This is a genomic window from Microcoleus sp. Pol11C3 (genome assembly GCF_036701485.1).
Classification (GTDB): Bacteria; Cyanobacteriota; Cyanobacteriia; order Cyanobacteriales; family Microcoleaceae; genus Microcoleus.
Map to the genome: position 1 here is coordinate 1 of NZ_JAUBQW010000113.1, position 21,474 is coordinate 21,474.

Annotated in this window: 16 protein-coding genes; 7 read left to right on the forward strand and 9 right to left on the reverse strand. The window is 45.2% G+C overall.

From position 1 onward, the window contains the following. Window positions 1-533 precede the first annotated feature (533 nt). The gene (locus QUA40_RS21660; RefSeq protein WP_333066483.1) at window positions 534-887 is read left to right on the forward strand and encodes a DUF6464 family protein; all 354 of its coding nucleotides are present in this window, start codon (window positions 534-536) and stop codon (window positions 885-887) included. A gap of 82 nt (window positions 888-969) precedes the next feature. On the opposite strand, the gene QUA40_RS21665 is transcribed toward QUA40_RS21660, so the two are convergent. From QUA40_RS21665 to QUA40_RS21690, 6 genes are all read right to left on the reverse strand, one after another. Further along, on the reverse strand, window positions 970-1,320 hold the full coding sequence (locus QUA40_RS21665; RefSeq protein WP_333129632.1) for a late competence development ComFB family protein: 351 nt from the start codon (window positions 1,318-1,320) through the stop codon (window positions 970-972). A 74-nt stretch (window positions 1,321-1,394) separates the two neighbouring features. Then, the gene (locus tag QUA40_RS21670) at window positions 1,395-1,703 is read right to left on the reverse strand and encodes a DUF1830 domain-containing protein (RefSeq protein WP_333129634.1); all 309 of its coding nucleotides are present in this window, start codon (window positions 1,701-1,703) and stop codon (window positions 1,395-1,397) included. A 973-nt stretch (window positions 1,704-2,676) separates the two neighbouring features. Continuing rightward, a complete protein-coding gene (locus tag QUA40_RS21675) occupies window positions 2,677-3,063 on the reverse strand; it encodes a response regulator (RefSeq protein WP_333129636.1) in 387 nt (128 codons plus the stop codon). Between the two features lie 289 nt (window positions 3,064-3,352). Beyond that, a complete protein-coding gene (locus tag QUA40_RS21680) occupies window positions 3,353-6,823 on the reverse strand; it encodes a PAS domain S-box protein (protein WP_333129639.1) in 3,471 nt (1,156 codons plus the stop codon). Between the two features lie 270 nt (window positions 6,824-7,093). After that, entirely contained in the window at window positions 7,094-9,016 is a 1,923-nt protein-coding gene (locus tag QUA40_RS21685) for a response regulator (protein WP_333129641.1), read from the reverse strand. A 202-nt stretch (window positions 9,017-9,218) separates the two neighbouring features. Beyond that, complete coding sequence (locus QUA40_RS21690; protein WP_333129642.1) at window positions 9,219-10,505, reverse strand: chemotaxis protein; 1,287 nt, start codon at window positions 10,503-10,505, stop codon at window positions 9,219-9,221. Between the two features lie 631 nt (window positions 10,506-11,136). Between QUA40_RS21690 and QUA40_RS21695 the strand changes: the two genes are divergently transcribed. From QUA40_RS21695 to QUA40_RS21705, 3 genes are all read left to right on the forward strand, one after another. Next, entirely contained in the window at window positions 11,137-13,686 is a 2,550-nt protein-coding gene (locus QUA40_RS21695; RefSeq protein WP_333129644.1) for an ATP-binding protein, read from the forward strand. 106 nt (window positions 13,687-13,792) lie between these two features. Beyond that, window positions 13,793-14,158 carry a four helix bundle protein gene (locus QUA40_RS21700; RefSeq protein ID WP_333129646.1) on the forward strand — a complete coding sequence of 122 codons (366 nt, stop codon included), beginning with the start codon at window positions 13,793-13,795 and terminating at the stop codon, window positions 14,156-14,158. A gap of 94 nt (window positions 14,159-14,252) precedes the next feature. Beyond that, window positions 14,253-14,930 (forward strand): N-acetylmannosamine-6-phosphate 2-epimerase, encoded by a 678-nt coding sequence (locus QUA40_RS21705; protein ID WP_333129649.1) that lies wholly within the window; start codon window positions 14,253-14,255, stop codon window positions 14,928-14,930. Window positions 14,931-15,134: 204 nt separating this feature from the next. On the opposite strand, the gene QUA40_RS21710 is transcribed toward QUA40_RS21705, so the two are convergent. Further along, window positions 15,135-15,458 carry a phage holin family protein gene (locus QUA40_RS21710; RefSeq protein WP_333129651.1) on the reverse strand — a complete coding sequence of 108 codons (324 nt, stop codon included), beginning with the start codon at window positions 15,456-15,458 and terminating at the stop codon, window positions 15,135-15,137. A 224-nt stretch (window positions 15,459-15,682) separates the two neighbouring features. On the opposite strand from QUA40_RS21710, the gene mrdA reads away from it, so the two are divergent. After that, the gene (mrdA, locus tag QUA40_RS21715; RefSeq protein WP_333129654.1) at window positions 15,683-17,497 is read left to right on the forward strand and encodes a penicillin-binding protein 2; all 1,815 of its coding nucleotides are present in this window, start codon (window positions 15,683-15,685) and stop codon (window positions 17,495-17,497) included. Window positions 17,498-17,708: 211 nt separating this feature from the next. Here the strand turns inward: mrdA and QUA40_RS21720 are convergent, their stop codons facing one another. Together QUA40_RS21720 and QUA40_RS21725 are read right to left on the reverse strand one after the other, a co-directional pair. Next, a complete protein-coding gene (locus QUA40_RS21720; protein WP_333129656.1) occupies window positions 17,709-18,449 on the reverse strand; it encodes a Uma2 family endonuclease in 741 nt (246 codons plus the stop codon). A 309-nt stretch (window positions 18,450-18,758) separates the two neighbouring features. After that, the gene (locus QUA40_RS21725; RefSeq protein WP_333129658.1) at window positions 18,759-19,790 is read right to left on the reverse strand and encodes a hypothetical protein; all 1,032 of its coding nucleotides are present in this window, start codon (window positions 19,788-19,790) and stop codon (window positions 18,759-18,761) included. 102 nt (window positions 19,791-19,892) lie between these two features. Between QUA40_RS21725 and QUA40_RS21730 the strand changes: the two genes are divergently transcribed. Further along, window positions 19,893-20,828 (forward strand): metallophosphoesterase, encoded by a 936-nt coding sequence (locus tag QUA40_RS21730; protein WP_333129660.1) that lies wholly within the window; start codon window positions 19,893-19,895, stop codon window positions 20,826-20,828. 27 nt (window positions 20,829-20,855) lie between these two features. Continuing rightward, a complete protein-coding gene (locus QUA40_RS21735) occupies window positions 20,856-21,338 on the forward strand; it encodes a PD-(D/E)XK nuclease superfamily protein (RefSeq protein WP_333046525.1) in 483 nt (160 codons plus the stop codon). The last annotated feature ends 136 nt before the right edge of the window (window positions 21,339-21,474 follow it).

Genomic DNA, 21,474 nt, shown 5'->3' on the forward strand with positions numbered 1-21,474 from the left:
ATGGGGTTGTCCACGGTTTATACCTCTCTCAAAACATGAGCCTAGTTTACTTTGACTTGTGTGTACACGGTAGCCTTAAAAAGGAGGGGGACAAGAATGCCCTCAAAGTCCCCCTTCTTAAGGGGGATTTAGGGGGATCTCCGGGGCATAAATATGTTAAGTGAAGCGTATTGAGTACAAACGCACCCGAAGCACCCCAAGTCCTGCAAACCGTTAAAATCTGTTCAGGAATCTCAACCGCGTATCGATCGAACCTGCGAGTTGCGATACCATCAGCGTGTACTGCTTTATCAAAGCTAATCGAACTTAACTTTAGTTAGCTCAAGCGAGTTGAAGTTTATTTGCTACCCCTGTTGGATACTCGGCTATCCCAAGATAAGTCCGCTATCCGCCGATCGCCAAAGGTTCTATAGTTAAGCTTAGCGCCTCAACCGAAATTACTCTCTCTAGAAGAAGTTATCTTTCTAGATCAAGAAGATGTAGGTTTAGTCAACTATTTGCCCCTTTAGTTCAGTTCGCGAACGCACCGCCACATGGAACAAAATACTTTACCCGTAGAGGTGATTCTCTCTCACCCCCGCCAATATTTAGGTAGCATTCGGCTGGATTGGACGCCACAACCGGGGAACTATCTAGATTTAGAGGGACAAACCTACGCTGTCTTGGAACGCCACCACCGCTATCAACTCAAATCGGGCCGCTACCGACTGCAAAAAATTGCCCTGTACGTGCAGTCGGCCACACCGCCGACGGAAAGAACTTTTGTAAGCGGCATCTGGGTTATCGGAGATGCTAGCTGTCGCTTTAATGCTCGATCGGAAATTCTGCGCTGTGCTGTCAATCCCAATGGCCCGTGCAACTGCTGCTGCGATTACCAAAAGTCTTGAACCATCGAGTTAGTACACAATTCCAGCTCGCCCAACCGAGAGTGCCGAGAATCTCGGCGTCTCCCTCATTTACGAGAAACTATCAAAACCAACTAGCAACTCTCGAATCTAATTTAACTTCTTCAGGCAGGCGGTAATCTATCTTCTGATAGCTGTGCAGCACGTCGCGAATGCCAGTATGAATCAAATTTTCTATGTGCAGCAACTGCTCTGAAGAACAGCGAACCTGAACTGTTTGGTTTGACACAGAGTCGCCGGAGTCGATCGCAGTATATCTATTAGGAACTCGGCTGAGCACATAAGCAATTAAATCTTGTCGCAATCCCGAAGGCGAAAAAGCTTGTTGGTAGGGGTGCTTCGGATAAGACTCCAAGATAATTTCTACTTCCTCTGTGACTACAGCTAAGGTAATATTGACAATATTTTTCTGCATTTTCCCCGTCCTCAAACACTCGTTAACTAATATTTTTGTTGCCGATCTCGATCTCGTCTGATTTCTCATGAATCTTAGCAGGCTAATATCCCACATCGTGCTTCGGGAATAACCAGCTCTAACTCGGAACTTACCTCTTCTATAACCCGCAACACATAGCAGGGAATCTTGTCCGCTAAAATAGCACTTGCTACCGCACCCGTGTGAATTTCTAAGACTGCTTCGGCCGCAGCTTCAAACATCAGTCGCTGTCCCGGAAACACTACTCTTTCAAAGTACCAATTAGGAATGTTCCCAATCCGAACGACCTGAGTTAGGTTGGTAGCATTTGCGTAATAGCACAGAATCTGGTTTTTAACTTTAGAAGGTAGCTGATATGACATTTGAAAAATCTCCCCACTATTTCAACAACTTACTGAGACTTGGCGCGGGCTTGTTAGTGGCAATTGCGAGTTTGGTTCTTGACCAAACGACCGACTTATTTTTGGGGTGTTATTCGAGAGCGCGAATCACATCCTCAGTTATTAATTTTTTTTACCATTGAGTTCTCCTGCCAACACTTAGAGAACTGGCGCACAAATGCCGTTTTTTCTGGTTAAAAAACCCGGTTTTTGTGGTATGCAGGGCCTAACTCCTGACTTATTCAGGCTGGTTGTGCTGTGGCACCAGTTGATCGAAAGTACCGTCACTGACCCGAACTCCCCTGACAACAGGTTCGTTCTTTGGTCACGGAATGGTGCTGAGATTGCGAGCGACCTTGATACCGAGAGCTTGGGGTAAACTTTATCTAAAAAATATGAGGAAATTATGAAGACAATCATTTTTTTTGATAAATATACTTTTGCCGAAGCAGGGATTACAACACTTAGGTAGAAACCCGGGTTTTTTACCAAAAAACTTAGCGGCATTTGTGTTGCTGGCTTAAAAAACCCGGTTTCTGAGGGAAGCCTGCGTAACTCTTGGATTAGCAGGCAGAAACGGGGGGTTTTTACCAAAAAACTTCGCTACATCTGTGATTTCGCGTTAAAAAAACCCGTTCTTGAGGCAAGTCTGCCTAACTTCTGGACGAGTTATTATGCCTGTAAATACCGTGATAGCCGATCGACTTTGCAGGTAACAAAAAACCCCCACTCCCTGAGATCATCTTTGCAACTTCTAGGAAATCCGAGTTTAAAGTCATACCAATTCCGAAAAATAAGGCTACACATAAATTGGTAAGCGAGTATATGTAGAGACACGGCGAGGCTTTGTCATTAGAGAGATATGCGACTTTTAATAATAGGTATAAGATTGAAAATTGTAGCAAGATATTTTTGAAGTGGTATAACCAATGACACGATCGCATTTTCCCCCAGTTTAAGACAACGGTTCCCAACCCAGAATTTCCGCAACTTGCTGTGCCAAACTCAAAGGATCAAAAGGCTTGGCAATCACCCCCGCTACCCCCAAATCAGCAAATTCGCTCAAATCCTTTGCCTGCACCTTAGCAGTCAGAAAAATCACCGGAATCCCCCGAGTAGGCACATTGTTTTGCAGCAAACTAAACAAAGCAACTCCGTCCATATCGGGCATCATCACATCTAGCAGAATAGCGTCAGGGAGTTGAGTTTCAGCTAAAAGCCTTCCTTCGCTGCTGCTGAGCGCGCTCAGTACCGTCCAGCCGCCTAAATGTTCCAGACAGGCTTGAATCACGCTGCAGAGGTTTTTTTCATCATCGATTACCAGAATGCGCTTTGCTGACATAATTAAAACTCAAATTTTAGATTAATCATCGTAAACCGAAAAAGGACTTACGCACGCTGCCTCATCAACCCGGTTTCTTCGCAGATATACCAGAAGGAAGAAGCAATCAGCAATAAAATTAATTGTTTCAGCAATTAAGAACGTCCTAATAGTCTTGGCAGTTGCTATATTTGGCCGCTCACCTACTTAAACCGAGAACAGAAAAATCGACAGATAGCCCTACCAAACTCATACTCGCCGCGTGCGTTGCGAAGAACGTTAGCTTTCGCCATGTCTTATGAAAGCAATCTCAAAACTCAAAACTTTTTCCCCCTTCGCCTTCCAACGGTGCGGGCACTGTGAAATAGAAACTGCTTCCTTCTGAGACAACACTTTCGGCCCAAATTCTGCCGCCGTGCTGCTGCACGATGCTGCGACAGATAGCCAAACCCAAACCCGTACCTCCTTTTTGGCGGGAGTCAGAAGCATCCACCTGTTGAAACCGTCCAAAGATTGTTTCTAGTTTATCAGCAGGAATCCCCCGCCCTCGATCTTTGACTTCAAATAAAACCCGTGAAGCGTAGCTATCCCGTAGGGAATCGCCCAAATCTTCAACCCTGACAGTTACTGTACTCCCTGGAGCCGAGAATTTAATCGCATTGCTCAACAAATTTACCAGCAGTTGAACGATTCTGTCGGGGTCAGCCCAAATTTGGGCGGTTTCGGGCAAAATCGACAAATAAATGTTACTTTCAGCAGCCAAAGAAAGTACAGCTTCTGCAGACTTCCGCATCAAAACCTGGGCATTGCACCAGTGCTTGACGAGGATAACTTGGCTCGAATCGAGCCGCTCTAAGTCTAGAATATCGTTGACCAAACGCACTAACCGTTCGGTATCGCTAGAGGCGATTTCTAACATATGTTTGGCAGTTTCCGGTTTATTTTTCAGTACCCCAGCCGCCAGCAAACCTAAAGAACCGCGAATGGAGGCAAGTGGCGTTCGCAGTTCGTGGCTGACAATGGAAATAAACTCATTTTTCATTTTTTCAATAGCCCGACTTTCTGTGATATCTGTGATTGTGCCGACGTGACCGATTAGTTGAGCTCTGTCGGAAAAAATCGGAGCTGTTTTAAGCCGACAAAATCGGATTGTTCCGTCTCGCTGGATGTGGCGGAATTCGCAGGAAAATTCCCCATCTAGCGATTGCGATTGGGACCACTTAGACAGAATTAGTTTGATGTCTTCGCGGTGAACAAACCGCATCCAGCCGTTTCCTAAAGCTGCAGCAGGTTTGAAGCCGCCAATTGCTTGACAGCGGGGATTTGTATAGGTACATTTTCCCTCAGTATCGATTTTGAAAATGCCCACGGGGGAACTTTCGCTCAGAGAGCGAAATAAAGCTTCGCTTTCCCGGAGATCTGCTTGAGAGCTTTCTAGTTCTCTGGTTCGCTGCAAAACTCGCATTTCTAACTGTTCGTTGAGCTGTTGGAGGGCGGCTTCAGCAAGTTTGCGATCGCTAATATCGCGCTGTACTGATACCCAATGGGTAAACTCACCATTTTTGTCAGCTATGGGCACAATACTCATTTCTACCCAAAATTCCGTCCCGTCTTTGCGGTAATTGATCAAGTCAACCCGCACCGCCTGCCAGGTTTCCAAAGCTGTCCGAATCTGATCGAGACTGGCGCGGTTAGTTTTTTGTCCTTGCAAGATGCGCGGCGTTTTGCCCAAAACTTCTTCTAGCGTATAGCCCGTCATCCGCGTGAAAGCTGGGTTGACATAAAGAATTCGCGGGCCCGGTTCGTCAATCGGTTCAGCTTCGGTAATTAACACGGCGTCGTCAGTAGTGGTGACTGCTGATTCCAACAGGCGCAACTGTAATTCTCTAGCTTTGCGATCGGTAATTTCTGTAATTGTCCCCACCATCCGCACTGCATCGCCTGCTTCGCTGTAAAAAAACTTACCTTTCCCCTCAATCCAGTGAATGCTGCCGTCGGGCCAAACCACGCGGTTTTCGTGACAGTAATCTGATCGCTGGGCGATCGCCTGATTTATAGCATTCTCCATACTTTTTAAATCTTCTGGGTGAACGCAAGCTGCAAAACTTTCATAAGTTCCGGCAAAAGTTCCCGGGGCCAACCCAAACAACTCTTCGTGTTCCCTCGACCAAACAATGCGATTTTTCTGCACGTCCCAGTCCCAAAATCCGATTTTGGTAGCCGACAAAGCTAAGCTGAGCTGCTGATTGATTTTCCGCAACTCAATGCTAGTAATAGCAACTCGAAGTTGTCGGGCTATTTCGATTTCGCACCGCTGCCAAGGCAAAGATTTTAACCTCACAGTTTCTTGCCACAACTCAAAGGAAGTGCGAGGATACCTCGGCGGGCTGTCATCCGGTTTAAATTCAATTGGGCCGTCTGGTTGACCAGCCCAGTTGACAGTTTGAATTGCTTCGGGACGGAACCACAAAATGTAATAATTTTGCATCTCGGACATGGCAAGCACCAGCAAACCGCTAGCAACTTCTTTAAACTTCTCGGAGGGCGGATACAGTTTTGAGAGAGAATCTGTATGAAAAACATCATTATTTATTTGAGTTTTTATCCAAGCAATTAATTTTCCGATTTCTACCCATCCCGGGGTTTTGCCGATGGTTGTTAAATTTTCATTGGCACACACAACTGCACCGGTAGCGCCCACTAAGGTCAGCAATTCATCTCCGAATGTAAGCAAACCTTCTACAAAGCAGTTTTTTCGAGAGATTTCTGTGATAAATTTATGGCAATTCCCTTTTAAATAAATTGCATATTCCCAGTCTTCGCTATCTTGTTTGTAGCTGAGTTCTAGATTCACAAACTTTGCTAGCATTTCGCAAGCGGTTCTTGTTTCGTAGTTGACATACTTTCGTGTTGGATGGTGACAGGCGAGCAATCCCCAGACTTTTTTATCTTTGATTAATGTCAGGGTCATGCTAGCGGCAACGTTCATATTTTTGAGATATTGAACGTGGCAAGGGGAAACTGTTCTCAATAAAGAACAGGCCATATCCAGGGGGCGACCGGTCAAGGGATTGCAGTGAGGAATTAGTTCTACAGGCTGACCGTTAATATCGGGAATAAACCGAATTAAATTCATGTTGAACAGGTTTCTTGCCAGGGGGGGAATATCGGTAGCCGGATAGTGCAGTCCCAATAAAGGAGCCAAACTTTCTACTTTGTCTTCGGCCACAACTTCCCCCGCACCTGTGGCATCAAATTGATAGACGATCGCCCGATCGAAACCGATCATCCTCCGCACTTCTTCAACTGCTGTCTGACACAGCACTTGCAGGTTTGGTGTTCTGTGGATTTTGTCGATCGGCTCTTGGACTAAATGATAACCCTTCAAACAATCGCTAGCTTCTGGGGAAACAATCGCCTCTAGTTCAACAATTAATGCTGAACTAGATTGATGCAGCGCCCCCTCAAAAAAAGACTTGCGGTTTTGACTTTTGAATGATAATCTGATACCGTTACGTTGATGGCAGTTTTCAAATAAAGCTTTTTCAATAACCTCAATTTCCTCAGTCTCGACAAATTCCTCTAAAAATTTGCCCAAAAGTTCTTCGGGATAAATGCCGATCGCCTCAAAAGTATTGTTGCTAACTTGCAAAATTTTCAACACAGGAGATTCCAGCACCAAAAGGATGCCGTGAGGTTGAATCGAACCCGGAGCGTAAATTAGTTCGCAGTCGCTGTCATTGAGAGTGCCTGTGTCTGAGGACAATATCCTTGCTTTCATATGATTAATACTTCTTTAAATTAGTCTGTGTTCTTGATGAGCTGGCAAACATCCATCCATGCCACCCCGTCCGAATCCCACAACCAAACAATCCCAAGCCGGGGCTAAGGTTTCCCAAGTCTTTCGCACACGCAGTGCATATTTCTTCTTAGTTATACCAGTTTAAAAAAAAGAATACAACTGTAGGTACGTGCTCGAAATCCATATCTTATCAGTCATTCCCTGTTCTTCAATTCTTTAATTCTTTAATTTTTTAAATCTAAAATGGGATTAGCGCTGTGCCTGAGCCAGTCTGTTTCTCAGTTGAGTCCGCTCCAAACGATTCAGGAGGCGAGCAATTAATTCCGGTTTGACGATCGGCTTGTTCACATAGTCGTCAGCACCTGCGACAAACATTTGGCGCACTATTTCCGACTCGGAATGAGCTGTCAAAAATAGCACTGGGAGCTTGCTCCAGCGCAAATCGTTGCGAACTGCCAAACACAGCTCGATACCGCTGTAACCGGGCATCTCCACATCTAAAATTAGCAAATCCGGACAAGTTGTTTCGAGTACCTCCCAGAACTTTTCGGGATCGTCCAATGTTGTTACTTGAAATCCCCAAGGTTGTAGAATCACTTGCAGTGCAGCCAATAGATGCACGTCATCGTCTACCACCATAACTTTAGCTTCAGCAGGGCCAGTCTGGTCGAGTAGTTGGGCGACTGCTTTGAGTATATCTGCTGGGGGGATAGATTTGTGTAAAAAGCCGGAAGCTCCCAAACGAGCAACTTCTATTCGATCGCTCAATTGATTGTGTCCGCTAAAAACCATCACCGGAATTTCGGGCTTTTCACTGCGGAGTTCGGCTAAGAGAGAAAGTCCGTTTTCCTGAGTTCTGGAAAATGTCAAATCCAGCAAAATCGCGTCTGGAGGCTGTTGAGAAATCGCACTTCTTGCCGCTTGCGGAGAGTTAGCGACTTCTATCTGGAATCCGGAACCGGATGCTACTATTTTCAGTTGCTCGCTCTCAAAAGTATCATCATCAACAATTAGCATTCGGCGCTTCTGGGAAACCGCAGGAACGGGATCGCCTTCTGCTTCGGGCGATGGGCGATCGAATATCTGTTTGAGCTTATCCAAAAATTCCTCAATCTGCTGAGCCGTCTCTGGTTTCAAGATGTTTTCAGCCTTGAACAAATGTTCAATTTTGCGCGCAACTTCCGAACCTTTCGGCAGGCCTAATGTTCCCAAAGAACCGACTAATTTATGAGCTTGACCCTGGGCTTCCTGGCGCAGTTCGCCGTCCAAGGTTCCGCTTTTCAGTTGAGCGATCGCGCGATCGAATATGGCTACCTTTTCTATAAAATTAGTTTTTAAATTTTCCCGCATTTGGGCAATCGCATTCAAGACTTTGAGACGGCGGTCGTCTTTGTTTAATTCCTCGCTCAACCCACTGGATTCAGTAGATAAAGTCTCTTGACTTTTAGCAGTTTCTGCTGTTTCCTGCCCAACTTTTTGGCTCTCAATATCCTCCTGCAGACTTTTGAGCCGATAGCCCAATCCATACACAGTTTCCACTAAATCTACTGTCATCCCGGCTGCTTTCAGCTTCTGCCGCAGCCCCTTGATGTGAGCGGTAACGGCTTCTTCTTGAGGAAATTCACCGGCCGACCAAATGCGATCGAGGATGGCGCTGCGACTGAAAATGCGCCGGGGATTTCTCAGGAAAAGTTCTAGCAAATTGTACTCTTTGGGAGTCAAGTGCAGCACTTTTTCGGCATAAGTTACTTCTGTAGTGTCCGGATTGACTTGCAGTTTTTCCCAGGTCAAATTTGTACTCGACAAAGTTGCCTTACCCCGGCGCAGCAAAGCCCGAATTCGAGCGATTAATTCTTCGAGATTAAAGGGTTTGACCACATAATCGTCTGCACCCGCCTCTAAACCTTGGACTCGATCGTTGCTGCTATCTAGCGCTGTCAGCAGTAAAATCGGCATTTGGCAGCCGGACGATCGCAATTTCCGACACAAACTAATGCCGTCGAGTTTAGGAATTAGCACATCCAAAACAATCAGGTCGTAATCGTATGCCTGCACCAAATGCAACGCTGTTTCACCGTCTGCTGCCGCATTCACATTGTAATTGTGAGAGTTCAGCGCTTGAGTCAGCAAACTGACTGTAAGTGTGTCATCTTCTACCAGAAGAATTTTCATGATTGTCACCTGTCCTTCCAACTCTTCTTGGAACTTTTTATCGGTTTTTGGGGTTAATTAAATAGTCTTTTTACAACTGAATTTAAAAATTCCCCACCTTCAGTATAACAAATAGTATTCTGGAAATAGAATAATGGTAAAGTATTATTTTGATTTTATTTGTTTTCCTCTCGTAATATTTCATTAGATTCGGGCTGGGATTTTATGGCTTTTTGGACTTCAGCGCCTGCTGAATCTTTTGAATCAGATATTGCGAGGAATCTTGATGTTTAACTAAGTCTTCCAACTCGGAAGCTGCTACTTCGGCGTGTTCTATCTCTTGAGCTAAAGAATCAGTGGTAACACTTTTTATGACTCCCAAAGGTTCTTGGATAGCAGTCAATGAATGGAAATTTTTTTCCGCTATTAATTCTTCCAACTCTAGCAGGGCCATTTCTGCGCGATCGATCTTGATCGTCACCGATTTAGCCACATTAGCACCCGCTCTTGCTGCCTCCGTGAGTTCGTGAACTCGAAGTTTAAACCGGCTGGCAATTTGCTCCATTTGAGTCCCCAATTCAAAAGTTTTACTTGCCAGTCTGCCAATTTCTAGACTCACTTTGCTCAGACCACTGGGCTGACTTCCCATTTGATTGGTAACTACAGCCACCTGTACTGCTAAATGCCTGACTTGTTCGATCGCCTCCCGGATGGTTCGGGAAGTGCGGTTAACCGTTTCTAAATCATTAGCTATTGCTTTGCCAACTCCCAAAATTTTCTCTGTATTGTTGCAAATAGAATTAGCACCTTGAAAAGTAGCTTGAAATGCTTGGCGACCTTCCGAAGAAATCAGTTTTGCAATCCTCACAAATCGCTGATTCATTTGAGCAATTTCTTCAGCTTGTTTGACCAGTGCCACTTGCTGGAAACTGGGATAATTATGCAACTTTTCTGTTTGACGTTGTTGGATTTTTAAAAGCTCATTACATTCGTGAACTTTAGCCTGTTCTTGTTGAAGTAGCGCCAAATACTTGTGTCTTTCAACTCGGTATTTTTGAATAAGTTTGTTAGCTTGCCCTAACAGTTTTGACTGGGCAATTACCAGAGTATGAACGTCCAAAAGGCGATGACTTTGATCTTCCATTACCACAATAATCGGTTCATAAATCAAGTCTTTGTGCCTGTGGAAGGACGCTTGGACGGCATCATCAACTTTCCAGTTTTCCGAAAGCAGCAAAGGCGGAATTCTAATAAAATCTAACAAGGCTCGAATCGGGTGTGACCCGTAAAGTTCTACGCGATCGGGAAAACTCATTTGCTCTCGAAATTTGACGCGAGAAATCATGCCCAATAGTTGTGATTCATGAGTAATAATGACTCCCGGCAGGTCTGGTTCTTGCTCAAATCTTTCAGCCACTACCTGTCCTGGAGTTGCAGCGCTCACTTGGAAGTCGTGACACGGCAGATGTCCGATCGTGAAATCGGGGGTGAGTTGAGTTGGATTGCTCATTTACCCGGATAGTGTTAAGTACAAGTTAACAAATTATATATTAATATTATACTGGAATAAGATTGTTGAAAGTAGTCAACGACCCAGCACGGAAGTGACTGGGCTTCGGGCCTAAAACTTCATTTTGAGTTGACCAGCCGGAGACCTTTGATGTCTAGGTTTTTTGAATAATGACACCAAGCGGATGCGTAGCTAGTCCCCTGTTCTGTCGTTAAGGGTTAAACATTTTTATTTGGGTGAAGGACGTGCCATTAGGCGAATCAGCTCAGAAAACAAAGGCGCGTGCTAACTTCACCCCAGCAATGGGAGTGGAATTCCTTAGTTTCCATCAACAACCCGGTTCACAAACACAACCACAAGCGATCGATTATACAGCCGTATCTCTTCCCCCCGTTTCCTCCTACCGCTTTCGCGCTCGTAAAGCGCTGAAGTGGGGGTCACTCGCCCAGAAAACAGATGACAACTATACGGAGAAATTAGCTCTCTGGCTCCGGGGCCTTCTTTTACCTACTTTCTGACTACTGTCATCTCAAGTCTGTTGGATCGGTCGCGCCTGCTATGTGCCAGGTTCCGTCCTCACAAGAGGGGCCTTCATATTTTGTTCTTTAAAACAACCGGGAAAATATCTAGATTGAAACCAAAAACCTTAAATCGGACTTTGCCGCTAGCAACCTTTGAGGCTGCTTACGAGTTGTTACAGCAAATGGCTGAAATCCCAGGGGCGATTTGGCTGGCCGACGATGCGATCGCTGATTCTCCAAATCGGGAAAATTCGTCGGAAAGGTTTGCAGCAGTGGTATCAGAGCATTTTAGCGCGCTGCTGCGGGGCAATCTATTAGATGAGTTTGCAACAAACGGATACAAGCACAGCGAAAAAAATCTCAATTCGCAATTGAATGTGCAGTTGACTTTCGACCCCGGGGCGATCGCCAATTTCCTCTGTCCCCTCGCAGACAAACTCGCAGAAATAACCCCCGCACCCTCGTGGCAAATTGACATTCGCGCTCTCAAACAAGCAATTAAAAATATACAGCCAAACTCGGCATTTTTTCAAAGCGAATTCACCCTAAATTTGCTGGATATTCTCGCTTCAGATGCCACAAAAAATAGTCACCTGCCCCTACACAGCCAAACAGAAATAGAGCAAAATTCCGCGCCCAAAGTTATATATCCAGAAACGCTACAGAGCCAGATTGCCGAAGCCGTCAATCAATTACAAATTGCCAGTCCCTGCATTTCATTTTGTCAGCCAGTAGAAGATGCTTTGCAGCAGCAGCTTGAACAAGAGCGACTTTTGAATCAGGTGACAACTCAAATCCGCCAGAGTTTGGAATTGCCTGTAATTTTGTCAAAAGCAGTCGAGCGAGTGCGAGAGTTTTTGGATGTCGATCGCCTGTTAATTTATCAATTTGAAAAAGTGCCAGCGCCGCACAAGGGCGAGTTAGCTAAAGAAATACCTGCGGCGGTTTCTGGGTCTGGCGAAATTCTAGAAAATTCCGGGTCTTACTTGTATTTAGGTCGCGTCACCTACGAAGCTTTAGCCAACGATACTATCTCATCTGTACTGAGTTTTAGTGATGGCGCGCAGTGTTTTGCCAATGGAGTCATTGACAGAGAGAAATATCGCAAAGGTTTGGCTTTGTGCGTTGCGGATGTGGAAACAACTTACTCTTCGCACCCTTGTTTTTTAGAGTTGATGCGGCGGGCGAAGGTGCGGGCAAAGTTGCTAGTGCCGATCGTAGTTCAAGACGACTTGTGGGGGCTGCTAATTGCCCACCAGTGTACTTTGCGGGAGTGGGAAGAAAGCAAAAAAACATTTTTGCGGCAAATAGCAGAACATTTGGCGATCGCCATTTACCAAGCCGAACTTTATGCACAAGTCCAGCAGCAAAAGCGCACCTCTGAACAGCGCGTAATAGAGCGCACGCGAGAACTGCGCGATGCACTGGTCGCCGCCCAGTCTGCCAGCCTCGCCAAGAGCGAATTTTTGGCAGCTATGAGCCACGAATTGCGGACTCCTCTCACTTGCGTCATCGGCATTTCCGACACCCTGCTGCGGTGGTCTTACGGCAAAGTTGGCAGCAAAGAAGTGCCAGTGCAAAAGCAGCGGCAGTACCTGCAAACTATCCGAGACAGCGGCGACCACTTATTAGAATTAATTAACGATATTTTAGATTTGTCGCAAGTAGAAGCGGGAAAAGCAGTATTAAAAATTAGTGAATTTTCACTTTCTAAATTAGCTTCTCAGAGCCTGCACGCCCTCAAAGAAAAAGCTGTGGCTAAAGGCGTGGAACTGCTGCAAGAACAGCGAATAAAACAAGAGTGCGATCGCTTCATCGCTGACCCGCGCCGCTTGAGACAAATTCTCTTCAATCTTTTAGGAAATGCGATTAAATTTACTCCCGAAGGCGGGCAAGTCATCCTGCGAGTTTGGGTGACAGAAGATAAAAATCGAACGCCGGCAGTGCGGCAGCCCGGTACTGCACCTGCTGGCAGCACCGCTGTTTTTCAAATCAAAGATACCGGCATTGGAATTCCCGAAAATCAGCGATCGCTTTTGTTTCAAAAATTCCAGCAGTTGGATTCCCCCTACCGCCGCGAATACGGCGGCACCGGTCTGGGATTAGCTTTAACTAAACAGTTAGTAGAGCTTCACGGCGGCGCGATCGAAGTCAACTCTACAGTTGATGTCGGCTCTACTTTTACCGTTTTTATACCCATCCAAACTCAAACCAAAGATGAATCCACAAAATTCACATATGAAAAATCGAATTCATCTTTACCGCTGCATTCTTCCTCCTTGCGCGGCAGCCTTGTGCTCGTCGAAGAAGATGAAGAAACTGCCATGCTGATTTGCGATATCCTGACAGCAGCAGGACTGCAAGTGGTGTGGATGATTGAAGGTTCGGCTGCGGTGGAACAAATTGAACTTTTGCAGCCCCATGCTGTGATTGTCGATATGCGTTTACCCGGTATGAATGGCTGCGAAATAATTCACCAATTGCGCCAAAAACCCGCTACTGAAAATATCAAGATTCTAGCTTTAAGCGCTAATGAAATTCCGGCAGATCAGATATCTTTTGTGACGGCGGGAGCTAACGATTGTTTGGCTAAACCGATTCACCCTGAGCAATTGCTGGACAAAATTATTTCTTTAATGGCTGGGATTGGTAATGGGTAATGGGTAATGGGTAATTGGGCATTGGGCATTGGGCATTGGGCATTGGGCATTGGGCATTGGGCATTGGGCATTGGGCATTTAATATAATTGAGTTTTTGAGGTAATTATGGGAAGACTTGATTTTGAGGAATTAGAGGTTTATAAGTGGGCGGAAAGTTTGGCGAATCAGATTGGGGAGATTGTAAAAAAATGGGATTACTTCACAAAAGATACGATGGGCAAACAGAGCGTTCGGTCTGCTGATAGTGTCTGTGCTAATATGGCTGAAGGTAGAGGTCGTTATAATGACCAAGATAATCGGCGTTTTGTAAAAATTGCTAGAGGCTCTTTGTACGAAACAGTAAACTGGTTAAGATTAGCCAATGCTAGACAACTTATCAGAAGCGAAGAAGTAAGCAAACTTAAACCAATTGTCGATAAATTACTACCAAAACTTAATGCTTATTTTAACTCAATAGGGCACAGGGAATAAATTACAAAAAAAGCCCAATTCCCAATTCCCAATTCCCAATTCCCAATTCCCAATTCCCAATTCCCAATTCCCAATTCCCAATTCCCAATTCCCCATGATTAATTGTCAAATTCCTACAGGATTAATTGTTTCTTGTCAAGCACCTGCTGATTCGCCGCTGCACGATCCGATCGTAATTGCCGCAATGGCTCGAACCGCCATCAATCGAGGTGCATCGGGCGTGCGGATTGACACTCCGGCTCACATTGCAGCGGTGCGAAAACAGATATCCGCTCCCATAATTGGGATTTGGAAGCAGCAATTGCCGGGATGCGAGATTTACATTACTCCTCGGTTTGAAGACGCGCGGGCGATCGCCATTTCTGGAGCCGATATTATCGCCATTGATGCTACTCTGAGAAACCGTCCCGCTGGTGGCGAAGACTTAAAGACATTAGTCGGGCGAATTCACAGTGAATTGGGCAAATTAGTGATGGCGGATGTAGATACAATAGAAGCTGCGATCGCGGCGGCCGAAGCTGGCGCTGATACTGTAGCAACTACTCTTTTTGGCTACACTCGCCAGACGGAAAATTTCTCGCCGCCCGGATTTGATTTGCTTGCGGAAATGGTAGAAAAGCTTAAGGTTCCGGTTATCTGCGAAGGCGGGATATCGGGGCCGCAAATGGCAAAAAAAGCACTGAACTTAGGAGCGGTGGCTGTTGTTGTCGGCACAGATATTACTGGGATTGATATTAAGGTGACAGCCTATAAGTCGGTGATGGGGAAGTAAGTTCCGCCACGGATTGTTTAACGGATTTAACCAATGTAACGGATTTAACGGATTGAATGAAGAAGGGAGAATAAATATTCGGTGAGAGAAATCGCTTGTAGGTAAACGAAACGCCCAAGGTAAGAGTGGGAAATATCGGGCGATTTTAATCGCCCTCGATCAGGGGAAATTGCTAAATCAGCGCGCTGTTGATAAAGCTGCTAACTACAAGGTGATCGCCCCCAGTACCGCGCTCCAAAGGCCCATCCGCAAGCTAAATCCTTCCACTAACTTCGCAGCCGAGGCAAAAACAATCACGTTCATTACAAAAGCAAACGCGCCGGAAAGCAATCCCAGCGTCAGCAGGTTCGGTACGAAAAAAACTGCTTTTAGAATTGGCAAAATTAAAACATTCAAAATTCCCAAAACCGCAGCGGAAATTACTGCTTTCGGTGTGCTGTCAATTTCTACGCCGATCGGCAGTTGAGAAATCAGTAGCAAGCTGCTAGCCGTCACCAGCCAAGCAATCAAAAAATCGCTTGGTTCCACAGCGCCCCTACCTCCTTAACAGTTGAATTGTCAGAAAAACCTGATATTTAACATATACCTTATATAACTTAATTAAACAATCCGGCTGATTCGTCTGCCAATCGACAGAATTTATGTCTGTTACTAAAGAGTTAGGAGTTATAATCCCTGTAATCATCTGCCAAATCATCCGGAGGGGAACCGTATCAACCTGTTAGTTGAATAACAAGAGCAGATTAATTAATATGGCTGGCGATTTTTCTTTTAACTCTAAAATCCGATTCGACAAAAAAGGCTGCGACAATCCTTCACGGCAAGGCAGCCGATCGACCCAAGTTATGATTTTTATGCTGCTAGTCACTACCTTAGTGACGATGCCGCTATTTCGTCTAGCCGAATTGCAACTGGTACAGGGAGCCTACAACCGACAGCGGGCGGAAAATAACCGTATTCGCCCTGTTTCAGTCGCAGCGAATCGCGGTCAAATTTTAGACCGCAGCGGCCAAATTTTTGCAGCTAACCGCGTATCTCGATCGGTCTATTTGTGGCCAAAAGAGCGATCGGCCAAGGAGTGGCAAGAGATCGCCGGTACACTGGGCCCGATCGTCAAACTTCCCGCAGCCGAAATTATCAAAAAAATCGATGGAGCAGGCTACAGATCAGCCCTGCCAGTGCGAATTAGTAAGGATATCGATGTCGGTACTTTCGTCGCTTTGGGAGAACAAGCTAATACTTTGCGGGGAGTTGAAATTCGCGTAGAATCGAGCCGAGACAATCCCAACCAGCAATTAGCAGCTCACCTTTTGGGATACGTCGGCGAAGCTAGTTTAGATCAATTAAAAGCTAATCCTGCATATCCGATGGGGATGATCGTCGGTCAGATGGGAGTAGAAAAATTAGCCAATTCAAGTTTAGAGGGGGTTTGGGGAAATCGTTTAATAGAGGTGAATGCTAAGGGCGAGGAAATCCAAGATTTAGGTGTAAAAGACCCTATTCCCGGCAAACCGGTGCAGCTAACTTTAGATTTAGATATGCAGAAAACTGCAGAAAAAGCTTTGGGCGATCGCCTGGGTGCCGTTGTGGCGATCGACGTAAAAACCGGCGCTCTTTTAACAATGGGTAGTTGGCCGACATTTGACCCCAATATCTTCACCCGCAAGGTGACTCAAACAGAATGGAATCGACTCCAAGGGCCAGACAAACCATTTTTAAATCGGGCAGTTCAAGGCTATCCAGTCGGCAGCACTTTTAAGATTGTAACTTCTGTAGCTGGGATGGAATCGGGCAAGTTTTCTCCTGACTCGACTTTACTATCATCTTCTTCAATTTCGATCGGCGGAGTTTCTTTCCACGAGCACGGCGCAGGTTACGGCGTTATCGGTTTCCGCGATGCTTTAGCCTACAGCAGCAATACATTTTTCTATCAAGTAGGCATGGCTGCCGGGCCGGAAGAAATGTCGAAATGGGCGTATAAAATGGGCATTGGCGGCAGTATTAATTTATCTCTTTTGGGGATAGACAGCGACAATCACGGTCAAATTCCGACGCCGGAAACTAAAAAGAAAATGTACAAAGAAGATTGGTATGTTGGTGATACGGTAACAATGGCAATCGGTCAAGGTTTGGTACTTTGCACACCCCTAGAATTGGCAGTGATGGTGTCAACTATTGCTAACGGTGGTTCGCGAGTGCAGCCGCATTTGTTGGTGTCTCAAACTAATACACCCATCACTAAAACAATCCCAACTGGTATTAAACCGGCTACTTTAAACGTCATTAAACAAGGATTGATTGACGTGGTGAAAAAAGGTACGGGCCGCGCGATGAATGACGGTACTATTCCTTTAACTGCTGGTAAGACTGGGACGGTGGAAATGCCCGGTCATGCTGACAATTCGATGTATGTGGGTTTTGCTCCGGCTGACAAACCGGAAATTGCGATCGCCGTTATTGTCGAAGGCGGCGGATTTGGTGCTGTATCCGCGGCACCAATTGCTCAAGAGGTATTTAGAACCTATTTTAAAAAGCAGGGTTTTAAACCTACGAATAAGCCTTTCTAGTCCTGACTTATATTATCTCCTGTCAATTACCCGTCATAAAAACGGTTTGTAGTGAGGACTTTAGTCTGCATCCATCATAGGACTAAAGTCCTCACTATAAACCAATCTTATTACGGTCGTTCGAGGGAACATGATATTAATTGTTGACTGTTTACTGTTCATATTTTGTGATGTAGGGTGGGCATGGCGCACCTTACTGCTGTAAGTGCGCTCATAAGTTTTCCCCAACCAATCGTCTCACTTCCAAAGTCGATAAATTCATCATTTGCGCCACCTGTTCCAGATTCATGCCAGAACTTAAAAGTTGAGTTAAGAGCGATCGCAATGTTGACTCCGCAGCCAGTCGTCCCAGGTTTTCTTCCTTGTGAGTCTTCAAAAACTCACCCGTTTCAGGAACTCTAAACCTCAATTCTCCTGAAATTAGATGCAATTCCAGTCCCAGCACTTCACTGAACAACCACAGCGTATCGAAAGCGATATTATTGGCTGCAATCGGCTCATACTGATTGTTTATTAGACGTACTCCCTGTAAAATCGGATTCAGATAATCTCCCGACGGATCGTACTGAAAATATTCCCTAACTCCCAAAGCTCGATAAATGTCCGGTTTAGTTTCTTGGTCTTTCGTCTGAGTTGTTTCCGAAGTGATTTCTAACACAAAATTTGGAGTGATTCCCCCTTCTTCCCAAACTTTATAATTATCCCTTTTGCGGTTGGCCACTCCAAACACCACATAAATATCCGGAGCAACAACCGCTTGGTTGTTCCCTTGTTCATAATAAATGAAAGAATTAGCTGACACGTAAACATCAGAACGTTCTTGAAAATAAAGCTTGACAGCTTCTACGCTGTAAGTCATGTAATCGCGCGTGATGTCGCTTTCAGCCATCGGCTCTCCGTCGCTGCTGGGATATTCAATTTCTAGTTGTTCGACTTGAGTTAAAATTGTCATTTTTCAATTTTCCTCAAATTTAATTAATTTAATGTCGGGTAAATAAGCGTTGTCAGGTTTGTAGTGAGAACTTCATTCCTAGTAGTTTTATGAGGACTTCAGTCTTCACTACAAACCTATTTAATCGTGGTCGTGACCGCTGACATGATATGATTTAATGCTAGCATTCTGTGGGAGCTTGGAAAAGTTCGATATTTCTCAAACAAATCAACAGCGGTCAGGTACGCAGGGAGCACGCTACATAATTAGGTGCTGCGTCCTGGACTGTAAGGCTGGCGTGACGTTTTACAGATACAGACTATTTAAATTCTAATTAATCCCTCTCTCTAAAATAATCATTTCCGAACCAACAACCGGACTTCTAGCTATTAACTTTCCTTCCATATTCGCAATTTCTAGCTTGTTGAAATCGAGTGAATTAGCTTCATTCCACATCTTCGTTGCTAGTTGATTTTTCTCCAATTCGCTGAGTTTGTACCAATCTTCAGCGACTTTTACTGTCAAAATGCTGCTGGAAAAGTTAGCTTGAACAGACTCAACTAAACCGCCGCCCAGTCGATTCTTAATGTCAGTAATTTGATTTTGAATCGCAGCAATCAGAGACTGTTCCGGCGTCAGCGGTGGCGGTGGGATAAGTTCTACTGGTTGCGGTTTTTCCGGAGCCACTAAATCGGGCAACTTGCTTTTGAATTTAGCAGAGATTGGCTCAGATGGTACGATCGCCTCTGGCGATTTCGGCGTTCCCGATGCCATAAAATCACCAAACGTTGGCGGCGATTGCGGCGCTGCTGGGAGAGCCACTTTTGCTACTTTCTCCGGCGGTTTTGCCGAGAAACTATTGAGAGTTAAACCGACTACAACGATCAGAATTGCTGCTATGGCGGCGTTTAAAATTGGATCGGACAGCTTCTGGTTCGTAGATGGTGGCAGTAGCGATCGCACTAGCCGCACAATACTTTGCCAAAGTACACCGACGTTCTTTAAAAAGCTCCCTTCCCTGCGTTGGGATACAGGCTTTTTATCAACTTTTACAGCAACTTTTGGTGGCACGCTGTTAACTTCCGCAGCAACAGCAGGAGGAGTTACTGTTGCTGAGTCAGAAGCGGTACGCGCGATCGGCTTTTGGGGCTGCAACGGGGGTTCGGCTGCTAATTTTTTCTCTTTTTTTCCCAAATTCCCAATCGAGGCAATCAAAGCTTTGATTCTCTGATTTTTGGGAACAGCGCTGCTGACTTTTTGAGTTTTGCTGCCAGTGGGGGCAGACTTTGCAGCCGAATCAACCTGCGGTGTCGGAGATTGAGACGGTTCTGGAGTTGGTTGGTTTAGTTGTTCTTCTGACATTTTCTCTGCCTTGGGGCGTTGCAAATATATCTAAACGCGATAAATTTTAGTTGAGCCATCTCTACCTTAATTTATCATTTTATTAGTTGTAACCGAATCAAAATGAGCATCAAACGTCGTCACTTTCTAATTTTAGGCAGTCTCAGCAGCTTAGGTTTGGCCGGAGTCTGGAAAATGTTCCAGCTTCGGACTTCCTGGGGTACAGACGCCAAGGCTGCTGTGCCTTCTAATGTTGAGGCAGAAAGGACGATCGTCCCATTGCCGGCCTCACCGCCTATTTTACGCTTTATTTCGGTGGCAGACACCGGTACCGGCGCTGAAGGTCAGTATGCTGTGGCTGAGGCGATGGAGCAATATCACCGAGAAAACCCTTTTCATGTTACTGTTCTCGCCGGCGATAATATCTACAATAACGGCGAATTTGAAAAAATTAATGCTGTTTTCGAGCGGCCTTATCAGCCGTTATTGCAGCAAAACGTCAAATTTTATGCTTGTTTGGGAAATCACGACATCCGCACTGGTAACGGCGACCAGCAAGTTAAATATGCGGGTTTTAATATGCAAGGTCGCTACTATACTTTTCGGCGCGATCCGGTACAGTTTTTTGCTTTAGATACCAATGACAATGCGGATTGGAAAAATCAGCTTGTTTGGCTGGAAAAAGAGTTGAGTCAAAGCACCGCACCTTGGAAAGTTGTGTTCGGGCACCACCCGATTTATTCTTCTGGCGTGTACGGATCGAATCAATCTTTTATTAAGACTTTGACGCCTTTGTTTCAAAAGTACGGCGTGCAGCTTTATATCAACGGACACGAGCACAGTTACGAACGCACTCGCTCGATTAACGGTACGACTTATTTAATTTGTGGGGCCGGCGCGGGCACTCGTCCGGTGGGGCGTTCTGAGTGGACGGAGTATTCTGCTAGCCGCCTGAGTTTTGCGACGTTTGATGTCTATGAAGACCGGATGTTTGTCAGTTCTATCGGTACTGACAAAGGGGTTTTTGACAGGGGAGAGATCAAAGTGCGATCGGCTTAATTCAAATTATATTCAGGAGGCAACAAAATGAATAGGGGTTGTAGAGCCAATAAAACTGGTTTTGTTTTAGAAACAACTGTAGAAGGTACGTTGAGAGGCCACGGATATCTCGAAATATGTCCCCAGTTGCCGAAAAAGCGCAAGCGAGATTGGCTCTTAATCTCTACTGAAAATCCCAAACGATATGCTAAACAGGTTTATATCGGGTCTAGCATTTATGAAACTGAAATAAATGTCGATTTCTATATTGTTGGTTCCGGTTTGTTTCCTCTGGGTCTAATTGTTGAGTGCAAGTGGCAAGAAGACAAAGGTTCAGTAGACGAGAAGTATCCTTACCTCAATTTAAATATTAAAAATTGTTATCGGGTGCCAACTATTGTTATAGTGGGTGGTGACGGTATGAGGCAAGGTTCGATCGACTGGTTTAAAAAACAAATTCCTGACAATCAAAATCTGTTGGCCGTTCACAAGCTCGAAGGTTTCATTACCTGGGCTAACAAATATCTGTAACAGGAATTATGGAACTTTGCCGCGTGTGGGGCAACCACGTATTGCTCCTATAAAATATGCTTAATTAGGGCTTGCTGAATAATCGATCGCAAACTATGAATAGGAGCGACCGATATATTCAAACTCAACTAAAGAT

What these genes read in the sequence shown, in the direction of transcription:
- QUA40_RS21705 (WP_333129649.1), top strand. Translation starts at nt 14,253, where the DNA reads ATGATTAATTGTCAAATTCCTACAGGATTAATTGTTTCTTGTCAAGCA.
- QUA40_RS21660 (WP_333066483.1), top strand. Translation starts at nt 534, where the DNA reads ATGGAACAAAATACTTTACCCGTAGAGGTGATTCTCTCTCACCCCCGC.
- QUA40_RS21720 (WP_333129656.1), bottom strand. Translation starts at nt 18,449, where the DNA reads ATGACAATTTTAACTCAAGTCGAACAACTAGAAATTGAATATCCCAGC.
- QUA40_RS21685 (WP_333129641.1), bottom strand. Translation starts at nt 9,016, where the DNA reads ATGAAAATTCTTCTGGTAGAAGATGACACACTTACAGTCAGTTTGCTG.
- mrdA (WP_333129654.1), top strand. Translation starts at nt 15,683, where the DNA reads ATGGCTGGCGATTTTTCTTTTAACTCTAAAATCCGATTCGACAAAAAA.
- QUA40_RS21690 (WP_333129642.1), bottom strand. Translation starts at nt 10,505, where the DNA reads ATGAGCAATCCAACTCAACTCACCCCCGATTTCACGATCGGACATCTG.
- QUA40_RS21735 (WP_333046525.1), top strand. Translation starts at nt 20,856, where the DNA reads ATGAATAGGGGTTGTAGAGCCAATAAAACTGGTTTTGTTTTAGAAACA.
- QUA40_RS21725 (WP_333129658.1), bottom strand. Translation starts at nt 19,790, where the DNA reads ATGTCAGAAGAACAACTAAACCAACCAACTCCAGAACCGTCTCAATCT.
- QUA40_RS21675 (WP_333129636.1), bottom strand. Translation starts at nt 3,063, where the DNA reads ATGTCAGCAAAGCGCATTCTGGTAATCGATGATGAAAAAAACCTCTGC.
- QUA40_RS21670 (WP_333129634.1), bottom strand. Translation starts at nt 1,703, where the DNA reads ATGTCATATCAGCTACCTTCTAAAGTTAAAAACCAGATTCTGTGCTAT.
- QUA40_RS21700 (WP_333129646.1), top strand. Translation starts at nt 13,793, where the DNA reads ATGGGAAGACTTGATTTTGAGGAATTAGAGGTTTATAAGTGGGCGGAA.
- QUA40_RS21680 (WP_333129639.1), bottom strand. Translation starts at nt 6,823, where the DNA reads ATGAAAGCAAGGATATTGTCCTCAGACACAGGCACTCTCAATGACAGC.
- QUA40_RS21665 (WP_333129632.1), bottom strand. Translation starts at nt 1,320, where the DNA reads ATGCAGAAAAATATTGTCAATATTACCTTAGCTGTAGTCACAGAGGAA.
- QUA40_RS21730 (WP_333129660.1), top strand. Translation starts at nt 19,893, where the DNA reads ATGAGCATCAAACGTCGTCACTTTCTAATTTTAGGCAGTCTCAGCAGC.